The organism is Umezawaea tangerina, from assembly GCF_003002815.1.
GTDB classification, from domain to species: Bacteria; Actinomycetota; Actinomycetes; order Mycobacteriales; family Pseudonocardiaceae; genus Umezawaea; species Umezawaea tangerina.
The window spans coordinates 117,034-134,733 of record NZ_PVTF01000020.1 but is presented as its reverse complement, the minus strand read 5'-3'; the positions used below and the strand labels follow the sequence as shown (position 1 = coordinate 134,733).

The window sequence follows — 17,700 nt, the reverse complement described above, 5'->3', positions numbered from 1 at the left end:
GTTCGACACACGCCCTAGTCGTCGAACCCGCCGCTGCGCCCGCGCTTGGTGACGCTGCGGCGCTTCTTCTGGGCGATCCGACGTTCCTTCGAGCCACGACTGGGCTTGGTAGGACGGCGGACCGGCGGCGGAGCGGCCGCGGCCTCGCGCAGCAGGTTCGCCATCCGGCCGCGGGCGGCCTGCCGGTTCTGGAGCTGCGCGCGGTGCTCGCTGGCGGCGACCGTGAGCACGCCGTCCACCAGCCGGTTCGCCAACCGCTCGACCATCCGGTTCCGCAGCCACTCCGGCACGGACGGCGAGGCAGCCAGGTCGAAGCTGAGTTCGACCCGGCTGTCCGCCGTGTTCACGCCCTGGCCACCGGGGCCGCCCGACCTGGAGAACCGTTCGCGGAGTTCGGCCGCCGGCAGCACCAGCGCCCGCGTCACGGTCAAGTCGTCGGCCACCGGGTAAGCCTAGAACTCCAGGCCCGGCAAGGTCACCAGGTTTCCGAGCTGCTCGAGGTCGAGTGGCTGCCAGCCGGGGTTGATCACGACGGGACCCCCGGTGGGGGGCTCGTGGTTGCACGAGATGACCATGACCCGCGAACCGTCGGCTTGGTCCGCGTAGGCGGTCACGAGGACCACAGCCGCGTCACCGTCGCCCTGCGAGGAGGTGGTGAACAGGACTTCCAGCCCCCTGATCCAGCGGGTCTCGCAGGAGATGGGACCGCCGCAGTCGGGCCGGGTCACCGCCGTGGTGGCGACGCCGATCTCGACGGAGACGGAGCCCACCCGGCCGTCCGGGCCCTCTGCCCGGTAGAGGAGCTGGTAGTCGCGCGGCTCGGACCGATCGGGGTACGCGGCGGAGCCCGCGTCCCCGACCAGCGAGTACGCGAAATCCTTCGGCAGCACCCCCGAATCGAAGATCACCTCGTCCAGGGTCGCGGCGCGCACGGGGTCGTGCAGGCTCTGCTTCCGCGGGGGGCAGGAGGTGCCACCCACGCAGTCCGCCGGAGGCGAGGGGTCGATCGCGGGGGTGGCGCTGTGCGGCACCGCGGTCGCCAGGGACACGGCGAACACGGCACCGACCACGACGAGCGCGACCGCCACGACCGACGAGAACCTGCGCCCGCGGAGCCGGGCCCGGCCGGCCTTGAGGGCTTCCTCGCTGGTCAAGTGGCTGGGTGGTTCGTCGGCCAACGCGATGGCCAGCACCTTCTTGAGATCGTCCTCGCTCACCGCTGCTCCTCCAGGACGTGGGTGCCCAGGAGAGCCCTCAGGGTCGCGAGACCCTTGGCCGCCTGGCTCTTGATCGTGCCCTCGGACTTGCCGAGCAGCCGGGCGGTGTCGCCAACCGACTGGTCCTCCCAGTAGCGCAGCACGACCACGGCTCGTTGCCCTGGAGGCAACTTGTCCAGCGCGGAGCGCACGTCCACCCGGTCCTCCGGACACGCGGGGTCGTGGTGCTGCTCGGGAATCGTGCCGACGGTGCGCTCACGTCGGCGGTAGGCGCGGCGCGACTCGTCGACGGACACGCGCACCAGCACCTTGCGGGCGTACGAGTCGACGGTGCCGCCGCGCACCAGGCGCGGCCAGGCCACGTACAGCTTGGCAAAGGTGGTCTGCACCAGGTCTTCCGCGCGGTGCCAGTCACCGCACAGCAGGTACGCGGTTCTCCGCAGCACCAGCGCGCGGGCGTCCACGTACTCGGAGAACTCGCTGTCGCGATCTCCCACGGGCCCCTCCCCTCGGTCGTCGTCCTGTACGTGGACGACGACCGGGGAGGTTGCCTCGACCTCAGAACCTGGGGTGGTCCCCGGCGAGCGTCGCGCGCGGCGCGTCCGCGTCGTCGGCCTTGTTGACCTCGCCCAGCACCCACGCGGGCACGTGGCGGGCGGTCAGCACGGCGAGGGCGCGGTCGACGTCCTCGGGGGAGACGACCGCCATCATGCCGACGCCCATGTTGAACGTCTTCTCCATCTCCTCGCGCTCGACCCGGCCGCGCTGGGCGATCAGGGCGAACACGGGGGCGGGCGTCCAGGTGCCGCGGTCCAGGTCGGCGTGCACGCCCGCGGGCAGCACGCGGGCCAGGTTGGCGGTCAGGCCGCCGCCGGTGATGTGCGCGAACGTGCGCACCTCGGCCTCGGCGGCCAGTGCCAGGCAGTCCTTGGCGTAGATGCGGGTGGGCTCCAGCATCTCCTCGCCGAGGGTGCGGCCGAACTCCTCGACGTGGCCCTCCAGCGGCATCCTGGCCAGCTCCAGGAGCACGTGGCGGGCCAACGAGTACCCGTTGGAGTGCAGGCCGGACGAGCCCATGCCGATGACGACGTCACCGGGCTTGACCTTGTCCGGGCCGAGCATCCGGGAGGCCTCGACGACGCCGACGCCGGTGCCGGAGATGTCGTAGTCGTCGTCGCCCATCAGACCGGGGTGCTCGGCGGTCTCGCCGCCGAGCAGCGCGCAGCCCGCGAGGACGCAGCCCTCGGCGATGCCCTTGACCAGCGCGGCGATCTTGTCCGGGACGACCCGGCCGACGGCGATGTAGTCCTGCATGAACAGCGGTTCGGCGCCGCAGACGACCAGGTCGTCCACGACCATCGCGACCAGGTCGTGGCCGATGGTGTCGTGCTTGTCCATGGCCTGGGCGACGGCGATCTTGGTGCCGACGCCGTCGGTGGAGGCCGCGAGCACGGGCTCCTTCCAGCGGTCGAGCTTCAGCTGGAACAGGCCCGCGAACCCGCCGATGCCACCGAGGACCTCGGGTCGTTGCGCCTTCACCGCCCACGGCTTGAGCTTCTCCACCGCCTCGTCCCCAGCGGCGATGCTCACTCCGGCCGCGGCGTAGGTCGCCTTGGCGTTGTCGGTCTCGGCACTCACGTCAACGTGCTCCATCGTGGGGGGATTCAGGGCCTTTGCAGGGCGTCCTCGGCACCGTACCCGGTGGGCAGGACCGGAGCCGCCGAGCCCGCTACTCCCTTGATGCCCTCCAGCAGGTGCTTGCCCATCAGCGCGTCCTCGGGCAGCGGGATCGGGTAGTCGCCGTCGAAGCAGGCGCTGCACAGCCGCGTCTTGGGCTGCTCGGTGGCGGCGATCAGCTGCTCCAGCGACACGTAGCCGAGCGAGTCGGCGCCGACGGAACGGCGGATGCCGTCCAGGTCGAGGCCGTTCGCGACGAGCTCGGCTCGCGAGGCGAAGTCGATGCCGTAGAAGCACGGCCACTTGACCGGCGGCGACGCGATCCGGACGTGGACCTCCAGCGCACCGGCCTCGCGGAGCATCCTGACCAGCGCGCGCTGGGTGTTGCCGCGCACGATCGAGTCGTCCACGACGACGAGCCGCTTGCCGCGGATGACGTCGCGCAGCGGGTTCAGCTTCAGCCGGATGCCGAGCTGGCGGATCGTCTGCGACGGCTGGATGAACGTCCGGCCGACGTAGGCGTTCTTGACCAGGCCGGACCCGTACGGGATGCCGGAGGCCTGCGCGTAGCCGATCGCGGCGGGCGTGCCGGACTCCGGGACCGGGATGACCAGGTCGGCCTCGGCCGGGTGCTCGGCGGCCAGCCTGCGGCCGATCTCCACGCGGGTGGCGTGCACGCCGCGGCCGGAGATCGTGGTGTCCGGGCGGGCCAGGTAGACGTACTCGAAGATGCAGCCCTTGGGCTCGGGCGTGCCGAACCTGGTCGAGCGCAGGCCGTTCTCGTCGATCGCGATCAGCTCGCCCGGCTCGACCTCGCGGACGAACGACGCGCCCACGATGTCCAGCGCGGCCGTCTCGCTCGCGGCGACCCAGCCCCGTTCGAGCCGTCCGAGGACCAGCGGGCGGACGCCGTGCGGGTCGCGGGCGGCGTACAGCGTGTTCTCGTCGGAGAACGTCAGGCAGAACGCCCCGCGCAACGTCGGCAGCAGCTCCAGGGCGGCCTGCTCGATGCCGATGTCCGCGGCGGTCGCGGCCAAAAGGCCGCAGACGAGGTCCGAGTCGGTGGTGGCGCCGTTGCGGGACACGATGCCCAGCTTCTGGGCGCGCTCCAGCAGCTCGGCGGTGTTCACCAGGTTGCCGTTGTGCCCCAGCGACAGACCGCTGCCCGCCGCCGTGGTGCGGAACGTGGGCTGCGCGTTCTCCCAGGTCGTCGACCCGGTCGTGGAGTACCGGCAGTGCCCGACGGCGACGTGGCCCTTCAGGGACTGCAGGACCTGCTCGTCGAACACCTGGCTGACGAGGCCGAGGTCCTTGAAGACGACGACCTGGCTGCCGTCGCCCACCGAGATGCCCGCGGCCTCCTGGCCGCGGTGCTGGAGGGCGTAGAGGCCGTAGTAGGTGAGCTTGGCGACGTCCTCGCCAGGAGCCCACACGCCGAACACACCGCACTCTTCGCGCGGGTCCGAGTCGATGGTGTCCACAGGTGGGGTGGTTGTGCGGCCGGCGTCTGACTGGTCGGTGACCACCGAGTGCTCCCTAGCGACGATGTCGGGCGGCACCACGAGTGTACGGCGAACAACCGGTGAACCCACCCCATCCTGACCCCGCTGACGTGACGAAACGCACGCTCAAGCCCGCTTGCACGGGCCGATCGCGGTCTCCGTGTTGCCCCCGTCGAAACCGTTGGCGTCGTGCTGGCGCACGGAGCAGACCACCACGTCACCCACCTTGACGCCGGCGGGCAGCTGGTCGGGCTTGGTGACCCCGGAGGTCAGCTGCTCCAGCGTGCCGGAGGGCTTGTCCCCGTCGACGTCGAGCGCGACGACCGGCCCGCTGGAGATCTCCCCGATCGTGCGGACCTTGAACCGCACCTCGCCGTTCCACTCGCTCGCGCACCCCGAGAGCAGGAGGACGACCGGCACCAGCAGGAGGAGCTTCCTCATCGGTCCATCCTCACTGCCCGCAGCACCGCCTCGTCGCCGACCGCCTTGAGCGGCAGACGACCCCACAGCCCGTAGTGGATCAGCTGGGCCTCGCCGTCGACCTCGACGTCGGCCACCTCGCCGGGCGCGACCGCCCGCACCTCGGGGACCTCGCCGGGGGTCAGCCGGACGTGCCAGCCCTCGGGCACGTCGGTGCAGCGCACGATCACCGTCCCGGCGGTCTCCAGCGGCACGTCGGTCGTGTACTTCGCGGCCAGCAGCGTGCCCAGCGCCTCGTCGATGCCGTCGGCGGCCAGGTCCGCGTCGCCGAGGACGAGGTGGCGCAGTGCGGCCTGGGCGTCCCAGCGGCGCAGGTCCAGCTCGTGCGCGATCCGACGGTGCCACACCCACGCCAGATCCGGCGCGGCGGGCGAGAACGTCCAGGTCGGCCGGTTCCCTGGCACCAGGGGCAGCACCTCGGCGGCATCGGCGAGCTGGGTGTCCAGGTACTCGATCGGGGACGAGCCGACCGGCGGGGGCGGCGGCTTCAGCCGGACGGTGCTGCCGGTGCGCAGGTACTCGATCGACGTCTCCAGGAACCGCGCGACGTGCACCGCGAGGTCGGCGAAGGTCCAGCCGGGGCAGCTCGGCACCGCCGCGGCCGGATCGGCCTCGGCGACCGCCTCGCGGAACATGGCGGACTGGTCGAGGAAGACCTCGGTCCACCGCTGCGTGGTCCATCCTGCTGGCACGTGTCGCCTCCTGGTTCGGTCGTTCTCGGTCATCGTGCCGGAACCGGTCGCGGTCCGGGCGCGTCGCAGTGCAAGCGGTCGGTGTCACGAAGGGCGGGAATCGTGTTCGGTGTGCGACCAGAGGCGTTGCGGGGCGCCTCCAAGGGGTTCCACGACGGGGCGGACGCCACCGCCGACGGTGCCGAACTGATCTCCATGCTCACCCTTGACGCCGGTGCGCTCGGCGAGGTTCCGGCGGCCGCCGAGTTCGCGGACGCGCTGGCGCGGTTCACCTCGCGGCAGTCGGACGACCTGCGGCGCGGCGCCGCCTGGTACCGCGACGCGGGCGACGGGCTCACCCAGAACGCGGAGACCTACGAGCGCTCCGACGACACCTCCAGCGAGGGCTTCCGCAAGATCGGCGGCGGCCGGTGAACGACCCCGAGGTCCTCTACGGGCAGCTCGCCTCCGGTGACGCGGGCCGGATCGTCGCCGCCGGTGACCCGATCAACGGGGCGATCAGCGCGGTGGGCCGGGCGCGCGAGTCGGTCGCGGGCGGCGGTTCGACCGCCAAGGCGGGCTGGACCGGCCAGGCCGCGGAGAAGTTCGGCGCCCGCGCCGAGCTGTCGACGAGGTCCGCCGTCGTGGCGGGCGAACGGCTCGGTGTCGGTGTCGACGTCGTGCAGGCCGCGTCCCGCGCGTACGCGCAGATGCGCGGCAGCGCGGACCAGGTCATCGCGGTGTGGCGGGGCCGCTCGCCGCTGATGGACCCCCAGCAGACGGCCGAGCTGGCCGAGAAGGTCACCACCGCGCTCACCGGCGTGAAGAACGGCTACGAGCGGGTCCTGCGGTCCTACGCGTCGGCGCTGGCGCAGGTGAAGCCCGGTTTCGAGGAGACGGCGAAGGCCGATCCCGGCTGGGCGAAGACCGTGGAGGCCATGCGCACCTCCGCCACCGTGCCCGGACCCGGCACCGACCCCAAGCAGGTCGCGGCCTGGTGGAAGTCGCTCACCAAGGAGCAGCAGGACGAGCTGCTGCGCTCCAAGTTCCAGGACCTGGGGCAGCTCCGCGGGCTGCCGTCCGACGTGCTCGACACCGCCAACCGCGCCCGCATCAAAGACGACGCCCAGCGCTTCGGCGCGGAGCGCGACCGGCTCGACGCGGCCATGGCCGAGCGGGCCGCCGCGCTGGGCATCGACCCCAGCACGTCCGACGGCCAGACCAAGCTGCTCAACGACCCGCAGTACGCCTCGCTCATGGAGGACCGGCAGGTCGCCGCGACCAAGGCGGAGAACGCCGCCATGGCGCAGACGAGCGTGGACAAGGCCGAGAGCATCGCCTTCGGGAAGGGCTGGCCCGCCTCCGACGTGCGCGTCATGGCCTACGACCCGTACGGTCCGCGCGGCGACGGCGGGATGGCCATCGCCTACGGCGACCCGGACACCGCGAAGAACCTGGCCGTGTGCGTGCCGGGCACCGGGTCGAAGCTGGACAGCTTCGGCATCGACCAGGCCGCCAACCTCCGCGAGGAGATGGGCCCCGAGGGCAACGCCACGATCGAATGGCTCGGCTACGACGCCCCCGGCTGGACGCCCGGCGAGGTCGGCAGCCCCGAGCTGGCCAAGGAGGGCGGCGGCAACCTCGTCGCCGACGTGGACGGCTACCGCGCGGCGGCCGACGCGGCGGGCAACCACCAGCACCTGACGGTGATCGGGCACTCCTACGGCAGCACGACGGTGGGCTACGCGGGCATGAACGGCCTGGCCGCCGACGACATCGCGTTCGTCGGGTCGCCCGGCGTCGGCGCCTCCAACGTCGACCAGCTCTCCGCGGGCCCCGGCCACGTCTACGCGGGCGCCACCGAGCACGACCCCGTCGTGCAGGGCACCAGCTCCGACTGGTTCACCGCCGACGGCTCGTCGACCGGCCCGTACGACAAGGGCTTCGGCGCCAAGGTGTTCGGCACCCCCGACTCGGCGAGCCTGCTCGGCGCGCACTCCGACTACTACGACCCCGGCAGCGAGTCGGTGTCGAACCTGGCCAAGATCGCCACCGCCGACGGCGGCTCGGTGACGTCGCAGAAGTGGTACGACAGCCCCACCGGCCCCACCCTGCCGGGCTCGAACCTGCCCGGTGTCGGCCCGGTGGTCGACATCGTCAGCGACGTCGGCGCGGGCGGCGCGGAGATGATCGGCGACGTCGTGGTCGGCACCGGCCACGTGGTCGGCGACCTGTTCTCCGGCAACTGGTCCGACGCGGGCCACGGCGCGGTCGCCACCGGGACCGAGCTGCTCAACGACGCGGGCGACATCGTCGTCGGCACGGTCGGCAACGTGGCCGAGTTCGGCCGGGACGTCTACGACGGCGCGGGCAGCGTGGTGAAGAAGATCGGATCCTGGTTCTAGCCGCGGGACCTGAGGCGGGCGTTGGGCAGCGCGGGGGCGGGCAGGACCGAGGTCCACGGGTCGGGGAACGTGCCGTACGGACCCGTTCCGCCTGCCTGCGCCTGCTCCTGCCACTCCGCGCGGAACCGCTCGACCTCCTCGTGGGTGCGGCCGATGAAGTTCCACCACATGACGATCCGCTCGTCCAGCGGCGTGCCGCCGAGCAGCAGTGCGCGCACCGGGCGGTCGCCGGTCTCGACGGTCAGCGTCGACGACCCCGGTGGCAGGTAGAGGAGCTCGGCGTCGGTCGCGGCCGCTCCGGCGACCCGGACGTCACCGGAGTCCACCAGGATCCCGTGCTCGAACGCCGGGTCGACGTCCAGCACCAGCGCGGCACCGGCGGGGACGTCCAGCTGCGCGCCCAGCAGCGGCGTGCTCGTCGCGACCGGCGACACCGACCCCATGAGCGACCCGAGGAACACCGTCACCCGCGCGTCGTCGAGCGTCCACGGCTCCGGCACGTGGTGCTCGAAGCGCGGCTCGCAGAACCGGTCGCGGTCGGGCAGCGCGACCCACAGCTGCACGCCGTGCAGCACCTCGTCGCCCGCCACGGCGTACTCGGAGTGGGCGATGCCCCTGCCCGCGGTCATCAGGTTCATCTCGCCCGCGCGGACGACCATGTGCGACCCCACCGTGTCGCGGTGCTCGATGGTGCCCGCGAACAGCCAGGACACCGTCTGCAACCCGGTGTGGGGGTGGCCGGGGATGGACATGAGCCCGACGTCGTCGGTCGGCCCGTAGTGGTCGGCGAAGCACCAGGCGCCGATCAGGGACCTGGTGCGCTGCGGCAGCGTCCGCCGCACCGGCTGGGCGCGCGGACCGCCCAGGGGGACGAGGCGCGGCTGGAGGAGCTCCGGCCCCGAACGCGCGTCCGACGGCTCGTGGGCCACGACCTCGGGCCCGGCTTCCACGTTGCTCATCAGGACAACCTAACCGGTTGATCCATCAACTAGCTAGAAGCGGAGCACCGGCAGCACGGCCGACAGGTCGGCCCTGCTCCCCGACGCGCTGACCTTGGCGTCCGCCAGCGCCTCGTCCCAGCCGACCCGGCCGGTCGCCAGCTCCAGCCAGGTGCGAGGGTCGGTCTCCACCACGTTCGGCGGCGTGCCGCGGGTGTGCCGGGGGCCGGGCACGCACTGCACGGCCGCGAACGGCGGCACCCTCACCTCGACGCTGCGCCCCGGCGCGATCTGCTCCAGCGTCCGCAGGCTCAGCCGCACCGCGGCGGCCAGCACGGTCCGCTCGGGCTGCTCGGCCTCGCCTGCCAACCAGGGCAGGACGGCGGCCACGGCGGCGCGCAGCTCCTTGGGGTCAACGGTTTTCGACGGCACACCACCAGATTAGTGCCGGACGGGCCCGTGACAGTCCGGAGAAACGCCTCGGGCCCGTGGCACTCCTGCGGCACGGGCCCGAGACGTCGAACATCAGCTCTTCGCGTCGCGCACGGCTTCCGCGAGCAACTCGTCCAGCTGGAAGGTGAGCCTACGCAGGTCGGTGGGCGTGAAGGTGCTCCAGGGTTCGGTTCCCCCCGAAGCTCGACGTTGCTGCAGGTAACGGCCGTCCTCGGTGTCGAAGAACGCGACCACGCGGTCCGGGCGGCAGCGCTTGCCGTACTTGTCCCGCGCGGCCGCGCCGAAGTTCCCCGTGTGCACGAGGCCGGTGAACATCTTCACCAGCGTGGTGGCGTCCTCGTCGCGGACACCGCGGGCGCGCAACGAGTTCTCCAGGCCCTTCTCCGAGCCGTCGGAGCCCTTGACGGCGGCCTCCAGGTCGGCGCTCGGCATGGTCACCGAGTGCCCGGACCCGGCCGGGTGCTGGGGCAGCGCGCCGAGCACCGCCGTCGGCAGCCCGGACCCCGCCACGCGCTGCAACGTGATCCGGTTCTCCGACAGCGTCGCCATGGCACCCCAGTCGCCGTTCGCGACGGCCAGCACCCGGACGCTCCTGCCCACCCAGACCCTGGCGTCCACCTCGCGTTCGGGGCGGACGAACATCCGGAGCAGCCCGTCGAGCTCGGGGTGCAGGCCGACCGGTCGACCCAGGCCGCGGGCCTCCAGCGCGTGCCAGACCCGCGTCTCCAGGTCACGGCGTTCGCGCGACGTCTTACCCGGCGACGGCACCTTGATCACCAACGGCATCGGCCCCAGGTTCAGGTGCTCCCACAGCACGTCGAACTCCTCGGCGGAGAGGGAGATGGGCTCCCTCTCCGCCTGCCCCCCGAAGTACGTCACTGCTGCGGCGCCTCCCCGATCACGGGCGGCGCCACGAGCCGCTCGTCACCGAAGACGTCCTCGGTCTCGACCAGGTAGTCGGCGACCTTGTGCTCGACGTCCTCCTCGCCGTCGCCCCCGCGACCGGCGCCCATGCCGCCCGCGCCCTGACCGGGACGGCCACCGGGGCCGCCTCGACCGGCCGCGCCCGCGGCACCGGCCCCACCGGGACCGAAGCCGCCGGGTGCGCCGGGACGGCCGAACTGGCCCGCGGGACCCCTGGCACCACCGGTGCCGCCGGGCGTCCCGCCGGGGCCGAAGCCGCCGCGGGCACCGGGGCCGTTCGGGCCGCCGACACCACCCGGACCGCCGGGCGCGCCGGGACGGAGACCGCCCTGGCCGCCGGGACGACCGGCGACGCCGGGGCCACCGGCCGGGTTCGGACCGGGGCGGAGACCGCCGGGCGGGACCGGGGCCCTGCCGGGCGGCACGGGGCCGCGGCCGGGACCGGTGACCGGCGGGCGGACCGGACCGCTGCCCGGCGGCGGGAAGCCGACGGGCGGGGGCACCGGCGCCCTGGGAGGCGTGGGCTGCGGGAGGTTCACCGGCGGCTGCACCGGCGGACCGGACGGCGGGGGCGTCCACGACGGGTTCGTCGTGCCACCGCCACCACCGCCACCACCGGTGAAGACCGGCGGCGGGTTGACCTGCGCGGGCGGCAGCACCGGGGCCGCGGCCGACGACGTGCTCGTCGTGCCACCGCCGCCGTTGCCGCCGTTCGGCGTGTAGGTCGAGGAGTCGGCGCTCGTGTAGTTCGCGCTGGAGCTGTTGTACGACCCGGCGCCACCCGGCGGCGGGGTGTCGATGACCACCTGCGGCGGCGGGACGAACTGGCCCAGCGTGCCGCTGTTCCACTCGCTGCTCGACTGGTAGTTGTTCATGACCGTGATGGCCTTCTGCTCAGCGTTCTCCTGAGCGGCCTCCTGGGCCTCGTGGTCGCGCTGCTGGTCGATCACGTGCATCATGCCGACCGGGCCGGCCAGCGCGCCGAGCACCTTGTCCGCTGTGGACGGTGCCTCGGTCGTCACCGCCACCGGTTCCGGCATCTCCTTGCGAGCGTCCGCGATGTAGTCGCCCTGCAGCTGCGCGGAGACCTTCATCGTGTCCGAGCCCTGGCCCGCGTCCGCGGCCCACTGCGACAACGGCGACAGCGCGCCCGTCGCGGCCTCGGCCGAGGCGCCTTCCCAGCCGGCCCCGACCTTCTCGAGTCCTTCGTGGATGGACGCGTCGATCCGGCTCAGGGTGTCCGAGAGCGACGCCCACTTGTCCTCGAGCGGGATCGACGCGGACACGCCGGGACCGGCGTTGATCATCTTGTGCAGCTCTTCGTGGGTATACCCGCGCCAGCGGTGATCACCCATAAGTCCTTCGCCCCCTCAGGTGCGGTCTATCCAGTTCGTGGTGAGCGATGGCCGGTCAGGCGGGGTTGATGCGCCCCCAGGACGCGACGTTGTCGCCTTCGACCCGGCGGTAGGTGGCTTCGATCTGCGTGAGCTGAGTCACAACGCCGTTGAGCTGCTCGCGGTAGGCGAGGATCGCGGTGAGCGCGGCCGAGTCGCCGGAGGCGAACGTGTCGTGGTTGAACTTCTCCGCGGTCTCCTTGCTGACCGGGTCCATCGCCCACTGCTTCGCCTTCAGCGCGGAAGCCGTGTCCCTCAACTGCGTGTCCAGCTCCGTGAGAGCGTCCTCGAACACCTTCCGAGCAGCGGGAATGGCCGACGGGTCGACCCTCAGGCCCTGCTTCGAGCCGCTGTACTCGGGGATCGAGGGCTGCGACGAGCCCCCACCACCATCCGCGACGAACACGGCACACCCTCCTCAGTGATGCACATACCCCAGTGTGTGCAATTGAGATGACTTTAACTCGGATGCATGACGCGGTGGGATGGTTCCGCCGCTAATCACGCGGTTCTACTCAAGCGCTCTACTCAGAGCAGCATTTCAGCCCGCGGTGAGGGTCTGGACCACTGCTTCCGCGATCGTCTTCGCCCGCGCGCACAGCTCGTCCATCGGCAGCTTCGTGCTGTCCACCCCGAGGTCCACCAGCTGCCCGTCGGCCACGTCCAGGTACACCGTGCACGTCGGCAGCACGGCCGTCGACCGACCCGTGAGCGCCGGGAAACCACCCACCTGGACCGGCGTCAGCTCACCGCTGGAGACCCCCGACTCGTAGAGCTCCACGCCCTCGTTCGCGGACACCACCACCCCGACGCCGTAGGTCAGGTCGCCCGCCCCGATGCTGCACAGCGTCGCGTCCCGGTAGGCCGACGACCTCAGGGTTCCCGGCGGCTTCGTCAGCCCGAACCGCTGCTTCTGCTCGTCCGACAGCACCGCGCACGAGTCGACGCCCTTGAGGTCGACCTTCTTCGGCCGGGTCGCCGACGGCTTCGCGCTGGCCGGCGTCGACACCGCGGACGCGGCCCCCGTCGCACTCCGCTCCTGGACCGCCCCGGCCGACGCCGTGCCCGCCGTCTTCTCCGAGCAGCCGCCGAGGAACGCCGCGGCGACGACGACCACCGCGGCCCGCTGCCAGTGACTCCGCATGGGGGCAAGGTATCGGACCGCGAAACGCCGGGAAGGCCGATTCGGGTTTCCGCACCGGGCTCGTCGGACGGATAAACGTCCCACCCCTAAAAGGAATTCCGTTCACCTTCACTCCGCCCGATGTGGACCACCGCGAGCGGGGTGCCGAAGATCCGGTCGAACGCCCCGGCGAGCCCACCGACCGGCGACCTGCCCCGACCAGGCCGCCCGGATAGCCTCCGGTGGTGGCACACGACACCGGACCCGGTCGCATCGAGGACTACGCGCTGCTCTCCGACCTCAGGACGGCGGCGCTGGTCGGGCGGGACGGGTCGGTGGACTGGTTGTGCATGCCGCGGTTCGACTCGCCGTCGTGCTTCTCGCGGCTGCTGGGCACCGAGGACGACGGGCACTGGCGGATCGCGCCGACGGCGCCGGTGACGGCGGTGCGGCGGCGGTACCGGGAGAACACGCTGGTGCTGGAGACGGAGTTCGACACCGACGAGGGCACGATCCGGCTGGTCGACACGATGCCGCCGGAGGACAGCGACGACGACGCGGACACGCGGCTCGTGCGGGTGGTCGAGGGCCTCACCGGGTCGGTGGAGGTGAGGCTGCGGTGGGTGGTGCGGTTCGCCTACGGCGACTCGGTGCCGTGGGTGCGCCGGTCCGCATCGGCGAACGGCGACGAGTGCGTGTTCGCGGTCGCGGGGCCGTCGGCGATCGCGCTCTACGGCGACCGGCTGCCCTACCGGGTCGAGGGGAAGCGGGCGCACGAGGCCGTGTTCACCGTGGACGAGGGCGACCGGCTGTCGTGGGTGATGGAGTTCTCCTACTCCCACGACCGGCCGCCGCTGCCGGTGGACGCGGTGACCGAGGTGCGCCGGTCCGAGGCGTTCTGGAAGGACTGGACGGACGACCTCGGCTACCACGGGCCGCACGGCGACGTAGTGCGCCGGTCGCTGATCACGTTGAAGGGCCTCACCTACGCGCCGACCGGCGGCATCGTGGCAGCGCCGACGACGTCGCTGCCGGAGACCTTCGGCGGCGAGCGCAACTGGGACTACCGGTACTGCTGGCTGCGCGACGCGACGCTGACCCTGTTGGCGCTGGACAACTTCGGCCGGTCCGGCGAGGCGGAGGCATGGCGGCGGTGGCTGCTGCGCGCGGTCGCGGGCGACCCGGCGGACCTGCAGATCATGTACGGGCTGGGCGGCGAGCGGCACCTGGTGGAGTGGGAGGCCGACTGGCTGCCCGGCTACCGCGGCGCGAAGCCGGTGCGGATCGGCAACGCGGCCTACCGGCAGCTCCAGCTCGACGTGTACGGCGAGGTGATGGACGCGCTGCACCTGGCCCGCGAACGCGGCATCGCGGAGTCCGCGGAGTCGTGGGCGATGCAGCGCGGCATGATGCGGCACCTGCGCGGGATCTGGGACCGCCCGGACAAGGGGCTGTGGGAGGTGCGCGGCCCGGACCGGTACTTCACCCACTCGCGGGTGATGGTGTGGGTCGCGTTCGACCGGGCCGTGCGGGCGGCCGAGCAGTACGGGCTGCCCGGACCGGTGGACGAGTGGCGCGAGCTGCGCGACCGGGTGCACGCCGAGGTGCTGGAGAAGGGCTGGAACGCCGAGCTGGGCGCGTTCACCCAGTTCTACGGCGGCACCGAGCTGGACGCGGCGACGCTGCTCATCCCCGCCGTCGGGTTCCTGCCGGGTGACGACCCCCGCGTGCTCGGCACCATCGACGCGATCCGCCGCGGCCTGAAGCACGGCGACCTGGTGGACCGATACGACACCGATCCCGGCGAGTCCGAGGTGGACGGCCTCAGCGGCGAGGAGGGCTCGTTCCTGGCCTGCTCGTTCTGGTTCGTCGACGCGCTCGCCCTCTCCGACCGACGAGACGAGGCCGTGGAGATGTTCGACCGCTTGGTGGACCTGGTGAACGACGTCGGGCTCCTCGCCGAGGAGTACGACGCGCGCACCGGCCGGATGTCCGGCAACTTCCCGCAGGCCTTCAGCCACCTCGCGCTGGTCAACAGCGCCGCGGTGCTCTACGGCCAAGGCCACACGCGCGACGAGCGCGACCGCCGCAACGGCGGTGACCGGTGAAGGCGGCGTTCGCGGTCCCCGGTAACCCGGAGCAGGCCGAGGTCGTCGAGTGGGACGAGCCCGTGCCCGCCGACGGCGAGGTGCTGGTGGAGGGCCTGCTCGTGGGGATGTGCGGCACCGACGTGGAGATCGTGCGCGACGGCTTCGGCACGCCGCCGCCCGGCAGGTCCGGGTTCGTGCTGTTCCACGAGTCGCTCGGCCGCGTGCTGGCGGCCCCGATGGGCGGCGACCTGGCACCGGGCGACCTGGTCGCCGGGGTCGTGCGCAGGCCGGACGCCGCGCCGTGCCCGGCGTGCGCGGAGGACGCCTGGGACTTCTGCCAGAACGGCCGGTACACCGAGCGCGGGATCAAGGAGCTCGACGGCTACGGGATGCAGCGCTGGACCGTGCCGCCGAAGTTCGCCGTGAAGCTCGACCCGACCCTGGGCGACCTCGGCGTGCTGACCGAGCCGGGGTCGGTGGTGGCGAAGGCGTGGGACCAGGTCCTGCTGAACTGCCGCCGCGCGCACCTCACCCCGCGCACGGTGCTGGTCACCGGCGCGGGCCCGATCGGCCTGCTGGCCGCGATGCTGGCCGTGCAGCGGGGTCTCATCGCGCACGTGGTCGACCGGGCGACGTCCGGGCGCAAGCCGGACCTGGTGCGCGGGCTGGGCGCGACCTACCACTCCACTGTGGACACCGTGCCCGAGGTGGACGTGGCGATCGAGTGCACCGGCGTGGCCGAGCTGGTCTGGGAGGCCGTCCGCCGCTCCGCGGTGACGGCGCTGACCGGGCTGTCCGGCGACACCGGGACGTTCGCCGCCGACCGGGTCGTGACCGACGAGCTCGTGCTGCACAACCGCGTGGTCGTCGGGTCGGTCAACGCCGGGCTGGGCGACTACCGCACGGCCGCCGCCGCGCTCGCCGCCGCCGACCGGACGTGGCTGGGCGGGCTGGTCACCCGGCGGGTGCCGCTCGACTCGTTCACCGACGCGCTGGAGCGCAGGCCGGACGACGTGAAGGTCGTCGTCGACCTGGCCTGAGTTCCCCCGTTCGCACCCCCGGCGAAGATCGGACCGCGTAGGTTCGGTGCCTTCTTCGTCGAGGGGGGCGCATGGCGGACTGGACGGGCATGGCGTTGCGGTCCTGGGCGGACCGCACCGAGGTGCTGGCCCGGCTGGACGCGGGCGCCGACCCGAACCCCGCCGGGCGGTCGACGCCGCCGCTGCACCTGGCGGCCCGGTACGGCTCGCCCGAGGTGGTCGCGGAGCTGGCGGGCCGGGTCGACGACGTCGAGGCGCTCCACTCGGGCCGCGGCGCCCTGTGGCTCGCGGTGACGGCGGGCCGGTCCGACAACGCGCGCGCACTGGCCGCGGCGGGCGCCGACCCGTGGCGGCCGGTGCTCGCGGGCTGGTCGGCGGGCAGGCTCAGCCTCGCGGGCCCGGACCCCGACCTGTTCACCAGACCCGCGGACGAGCCCGGCCTGTCGCGGGCGGAGGCCGCGGCGGGCGCGGAGGCCAGGCGCCTGCTCGCCGCGCTGGGCACCCCGTGGATCGAGGGCGCCAGCCTGGCCTGCGTCGCGGGCGTCGACGCGGCCGAGGTGGCGCGGCGGCTGGGCGCCGTCCGCCTCGACGTCCCCGGACCGATCTCCGACGTCGTCGGCGGCAACCCGCTGGACGACGTGAACCTGCGGACCGTCGGCGCCACCGACGTGCCGGGCGGGTGCGTGGTCAGCCAGCCCTGGGCGTTCGGGGCGTCCACGCCGGGTGTCGTCGGCCGCCTCTCGGCGGGCACCACCTGCTACGGCCTCTACGCCAACCCCAAGAGCGGCTACCAGGCCACCGCCGCCCACGACGGCGTCTTCGAGCGGCGGCACCTGTCCCCCGGCGGCGGCCCCGACGTGGACCACACCCCCGAGGAGGCCCTCACGGCCTACCTCCACCACGGCCACGCCGTGGCCCACTGCCTCGCCCTCGCGGGCCTGCGCCCCGCCGACGCCCGAGCCGTCACCGGCCCGCCCGACGTCTGGCTGCGGCTGCCCGAGCACGACTACTGGGCGTGGCCCGAGCCGGTGTGACCGGCGAACCCGGTCACCTCGTCGAGCAGCAGCTCGGGGGTCTCGATCTGCGGCACGTGGCCGGTGCCGGGCAGCACGTGGAACACCGAGCCGGGGATGGCCTCGGCGTACGCGCGGCCGTACTCGGGGTCGACGACCTGGTCGGACTCGCCCCACAGCACCAACGACGGCACCTTGACGCCCGCCAGGCGCTCCCGCAGGGTCGGGTCGGCCATCGACGCCCCGTAGACGGCCAGCGCGGCGCGGTTGGCGGCCATGCCGGCCTTCTGGGCGTCGGTGAACGTGGACGGGTCGATCCCGAACTTCGCCGGGTCGTGGTAGCTGAGCTTGGACAGCTCGTCCAGGGTCAGCGGGAAGATGTCGACCACGGGGTGGCCCTCCACCTCGATGCCGACCGCGTCGACCAGGACGATGCCGCTGATCCGGTCGCTGCCGAGCAGCGCCATCTCCGCCGCGGTCCAGCCGCCCATGGAGTTGCCGACGACCACCACGTCGTGCAGGTCCTCGTCCTCCAGGAGCTGGACGTACACCTCGGCCAGGCCGGCCATGGAGCTCAGCCACTCGGGGCGCTCGGTGCCGCCGAAGCCCGCGTGCACGGGGGTGATGACGCGGCCGTGCGCGGCGAGCCTCGCGGCGAACCCCGCGACCGTCTGCGGCCCGCCGCCGCCGTGCAGCAGCAGGAACGCGCGCCCCTCGCCCTGGTCGTCGAACCGGACGTCGACCTCGCCACCGGAAACCTTGGTCATGACTGC

Annotated in this window: 19 protein-coding genes; 5 read left to right on the top strand and 14 right to left on the bottom strand. The window is 72.8% G+C overall.

Annotated features, from left to right (window positions below; translation table 11 throughout):
* Positions 1 to 14 precede the first annotated feature (14 nt).
* The 7 genes from arfB to CLV43_RS43180 form a co-directional block, all read right to left on the bottom strand.
* The gene (arfB, locus tag CLV43_RS43210; protein ID WP_170156272.1) at positions 15 to 443 is read right to left on the bottom strand and encodes an alternative ribosome rescue aminoacyl-tRNA hydrolase ArfB; all 429 of its coding nucleotides are present in this window, start codon (positions 441 to 443) and stop codon (positions 15 to 17) included.
* Between the two features lie 9 nt (positions 444 to 452).
* Positions 453 to 1,217, bottom strand: a complete 765-nt coding sequence (locus CLV43_RS43205) for a hypothetical protein (protein ID WP_106196201.1) — start codon at positions 1,215 to 1,217, stop codon at positions 453 to 455.
* Positions 1,214 to 1,714, bottom strand: a complete 501-nt coding sequence (locus CLV43_RS43200) for a SigE family RNA polymerase sigma factor (RefSeq protein ID WP_106196200.1) — start codon at positions 1,712 to 1,714, stop codon at positions 1,214 to 1,216. Before CLV43_RS43200 ends, CLV43_RS43205 begins: the two co-directional genes overlap by 4 nt.
* 61 nt (positions 1,715 to 1,775) lie before the next feature.
* A complete protein-coding gene (purM, locus tag CLV43_RS43195; RefSeq protein ID WP_106196198.1) occupies positions 1,776 to 2,870 on the bottom strand; it encodes a phosphoribosylformylglycinamidine cyclo-ligase in 1,095 nt (364 codons plus the stop codon).
* An 11-nt stretch (positions 2,871 to 2,881) separates the two neighbouring features.
* On the bottom strand, positions 2,882 to 4,420 hold the full coding sequence (gene purF, locus CLV43_RS43190; protein WP_425445801.1) for an amidophosphoribosyltransferase: 1,539 nt from the start codon (positions 4,418 to 4,420) through the stop codon (positions 2,882 to 2,884).
* A gap of 102 nt (positions 4,421 to 4,522) precedes the next feature.
* The gene (locus CLV43_RS43185; RefSeq protein WP_106196196.1) at positions 4,523 to 4,837 is read right to left on the bottom strand and encodes a hypothetical protein; all 315 of its coding nucleotides are present in this window, start codon (positions 4,835 to 4,837) and stop codon (positions 4,523 to 4,525) included.
* Positions 4,834 to 5,568 (bottom strand): maleylpyruvate isomerase N-terminal domain-containing protein, encoded by a 735-nt coding sequence (locus CLV43_RS43180; RefSeq protein ID WP_106196194.1) that lies wholly within the window; start codon positions 5,566 to 5,568, stop codon positions 4,834 to 4,836. The genes CLV43_RS43185 and CLV43_RS43180 overlap by 4 nt, the downstream gene beginning before the upstream one ends.
* A 111-nt stretch (positions 5,569 to 5,679) precedes the next feature.
* Here CLV43_RS43180 and CLV43_RS43175 point away from each other — a divergent pair, with 111 nt between their 5' ends.
* Both CLV43_RS43175 and CLV43_RS43170 read left to right on the top strand, forming a co-directional pair.
* A complete protein-coding gene (locus tag CLV43_RS43175) occupies positions 5,680 to 5,982 on the top strand; it encodes a hypothetical protein (protein ID WP_245887467.1) in 303 nt (100 codons plus the stop codon).
* Complete coding sequence (locus CLV43_RS43170) at positions 5,979 to 7,952, top strand: alpha/beta hydrolase (protein ID WP_106196190.1); 1,974 nt, start codon at positions 5,979 to 5,981, stop codon at positions 7,950 to 7,952. Before CLV43_RS43175 ends, CLV43_RS43170 begins: the two co-directional genes overlap by 4 nt.
* Here the strand turns inward: CLV43_RS43170 and CLV43_RS43165 are convergent.
* The 6 genes from CLV43_RS43165 to CLV43_RS43140 form a co-directional block, all read right to left on the bottom strand.
* On the bottom strand, positions 7,949 to 8,911 hold the full coding sequence (locus CLV43_RS43165; RefSeq protein ID WP_106196188.1) for a pirin family protein: 963 nt from the start codon (positions 8,909 to 8,911) through the stop codon (positions 7,949 to 7,951). The genes CLV43_RS43170 and CLV43_RS43165 overlap by 4 nt on opposite strands.
* A gap of 33 nt (positions 8,912 to 8,944) precedes the next feature.
* On the bottom strand, positions 8,945 to 9,322 hold the full coding sequence (locus CLV43_RS43160; RefSeq protein ID WP_106196187.1) for a sterol carrier family protein: 378 nt from the start codon (positions 9,320 to 9,322) through the stop codon (positions 8,945 to 8,947).
* A 93-nt stretch (positions 9,323 to 9,415) separates the two neighbouring features.
* Positions 9,416 to 10,222, bottom strand: coding sequence for an ESX secretion-associated protein EspG (locus tag CLV43_RS43155; RefSeq protein WP_106196185.1), 807 nt, complete (start codon positions 10,220 to 10,222; stop codon positions 9,416 to 9,418).
* Positions 10,219 to 11,574 (bottom strand): PPE domain-containing protein, encoded by a 1,356-nt coding sequence (locus CLV43_RS50280; RefSeq protein ID WP_170156271.1) that lies wholly within the window; start codon positions 11,572 to 11,574, stop codon positions 10,219 to 10,221. Before CLV43_RS50280 ends, CLV43_RS43155 begins: the two co-directional genes overlap by 4 nt.
* A 103-nt stretch (positions 11,575 to 11,677) precedes the next feature.
* Positions 11,678 to 12,067: a transcriptional regulator gene (locus CLV43_RS43145; RefSeq protein WP_106196181.1), complete on the bottom strand. Its 390-nt coding sequence runs from the start codon at positions 12,065 to 12,067 to the stop codon at positions 11,678 to 11,680.
* A 135-nt stretch (positions 12,068 to 12,202) separates the two neighbouring features.
* On the bottom strand, positions 12,203 to 12,805 hold the full coding sequence (locus CLV43_RS43140) for a DUF3558 domain-containing protein (RefSeq protein ID WP_106196179.1): 603 nt from the start codon (positions 12,803 to 12,805) through the stop codon (positions 12,203 to 12,205).
* A 224-nt stretch (positions 12,806 to 13,029) separates the two neighbouring features.
* Here CLV43_RS43140 and CLV43_RS43135 point away from each other — a divergent pair, with 224 nt between their 5' ends.
* The 3 genes from CLV43_RS43135 to CLV43_RS43125 all read left to right on the top strand — a co-directional run bounded on the left by CLV43_RS43135 (position 13,030) and on the right by CLV43_RS43125 (position 16,948).
* On the top strand, positions 13,030 to 14,892 hold the full coding sequence (locus CLV43_RS43135) for a glycoside hydrolase family 15 protein (protein WP_245887466.1): 1,863 nt from the start codon (positions 13,030 to 13,032) through the stop codon (positions 14,890 to 14,892).
* Positions 14,889 to 15,914 (top strand): glucose 1-dehydrogenase, encoded by a 1,026-nt coding sequence (locus CLV43_RS43130; RefSeq protein ID WP_106196177.1) that lies wholly within the window; start codon positions 14,889 to 14,891, stop codon positions 15,912 to 15,914. Before CLV43_RS43135 ends, CLV43_RS43130 begins: the two co-directional genes overlap by 4 nt.
* Before the next feature lie 71 nt (positions 15,915 to 15,985).
* A complete protein-coding gene (locus CLV43_RS43125) occupies positions 15,986 to 16,948 on the top strand; it encodes an ankyrin repeat domain-containing protein (RefSeq protein ID WP_106196175.1) in 963 nt (320 codons plus the stop codon).
* Here the strand turns inward: CLV43_RS43125 and CLV43_RS43120 are convergent.
* Positions 16,921 to 17,694 carry an alpha/beta fold hydrolase gene (locus tag CLV43_RS43120; protein ID WP_106196173.1) on the bottom strand — a complete coding sequence of 258 codons (774 nt, stop codon included), beginning with the start codon at positions 17,692 to 17,694 and terminating at the stop codon, positions 16,921 to 16,923. The genes CLV43_RS43125 and CLV43_RS43120 overlap by 28 nt on opposite strands.
* Positions 17,695 to 17,700: the final 6 nt, after the last annotated feature.

Excerpts from the sequence above, each read along its gene's own strand:
- purM (WP_106196198.1), bottom strand. The coding sequence starts at position 2,870 with ATGGAGCACGTTGACGTGAGTGCCGAGACCGACAACGCCAAGGCGACC.
- CLV43_RS43185 (WP_106196196.1), bottom strand. The coding sequence starts at position 4,837 with ATGAGGAAGCTCCTCCTGCTGGTGCCGGTCGTCCTCCTGCTCTCGGGG.
- CLV43_RS43165 (WP_106196188.1), bottom strand. The coding sequence starts at position 8,911 with ATGAGCAACGTGGAAGCCGGGCCCGAGGTCGTGGCCCACGAGCCGTCG.
- CLV43_RS50280 (WP_170156271.1), bottom strand. The coding sequence starts at position 11,574 with ATGATCAACGCCGGTCCCGGCGTGTCCGCGTCGATCCCGCTCGAGGAC.
- CLV43_RS43140 (WP_106196179.1), bottom strand. The coding sequence starts at position 12,805 with ATGCGGAGTCACTGGCAGCGGGCCGCGGTGGTCGTCGTCGCCGCGGCG.
- CLV43_RS43125 (WP_106196175.1), top strand. The coding sequence starts at position 15,986 with ATGGCGGACTGGACGGGCATGGCGTTGCGGTCCTGGGCGGACCGCACC.
- CLV43_RS43120 (WP_106196173.1), bottom strand. The coding sequence starts at position 17,694 with ATGACCAAGGTTTCCGGTGGCGAGGTCGACGTCCGGTTCGACGACCAG.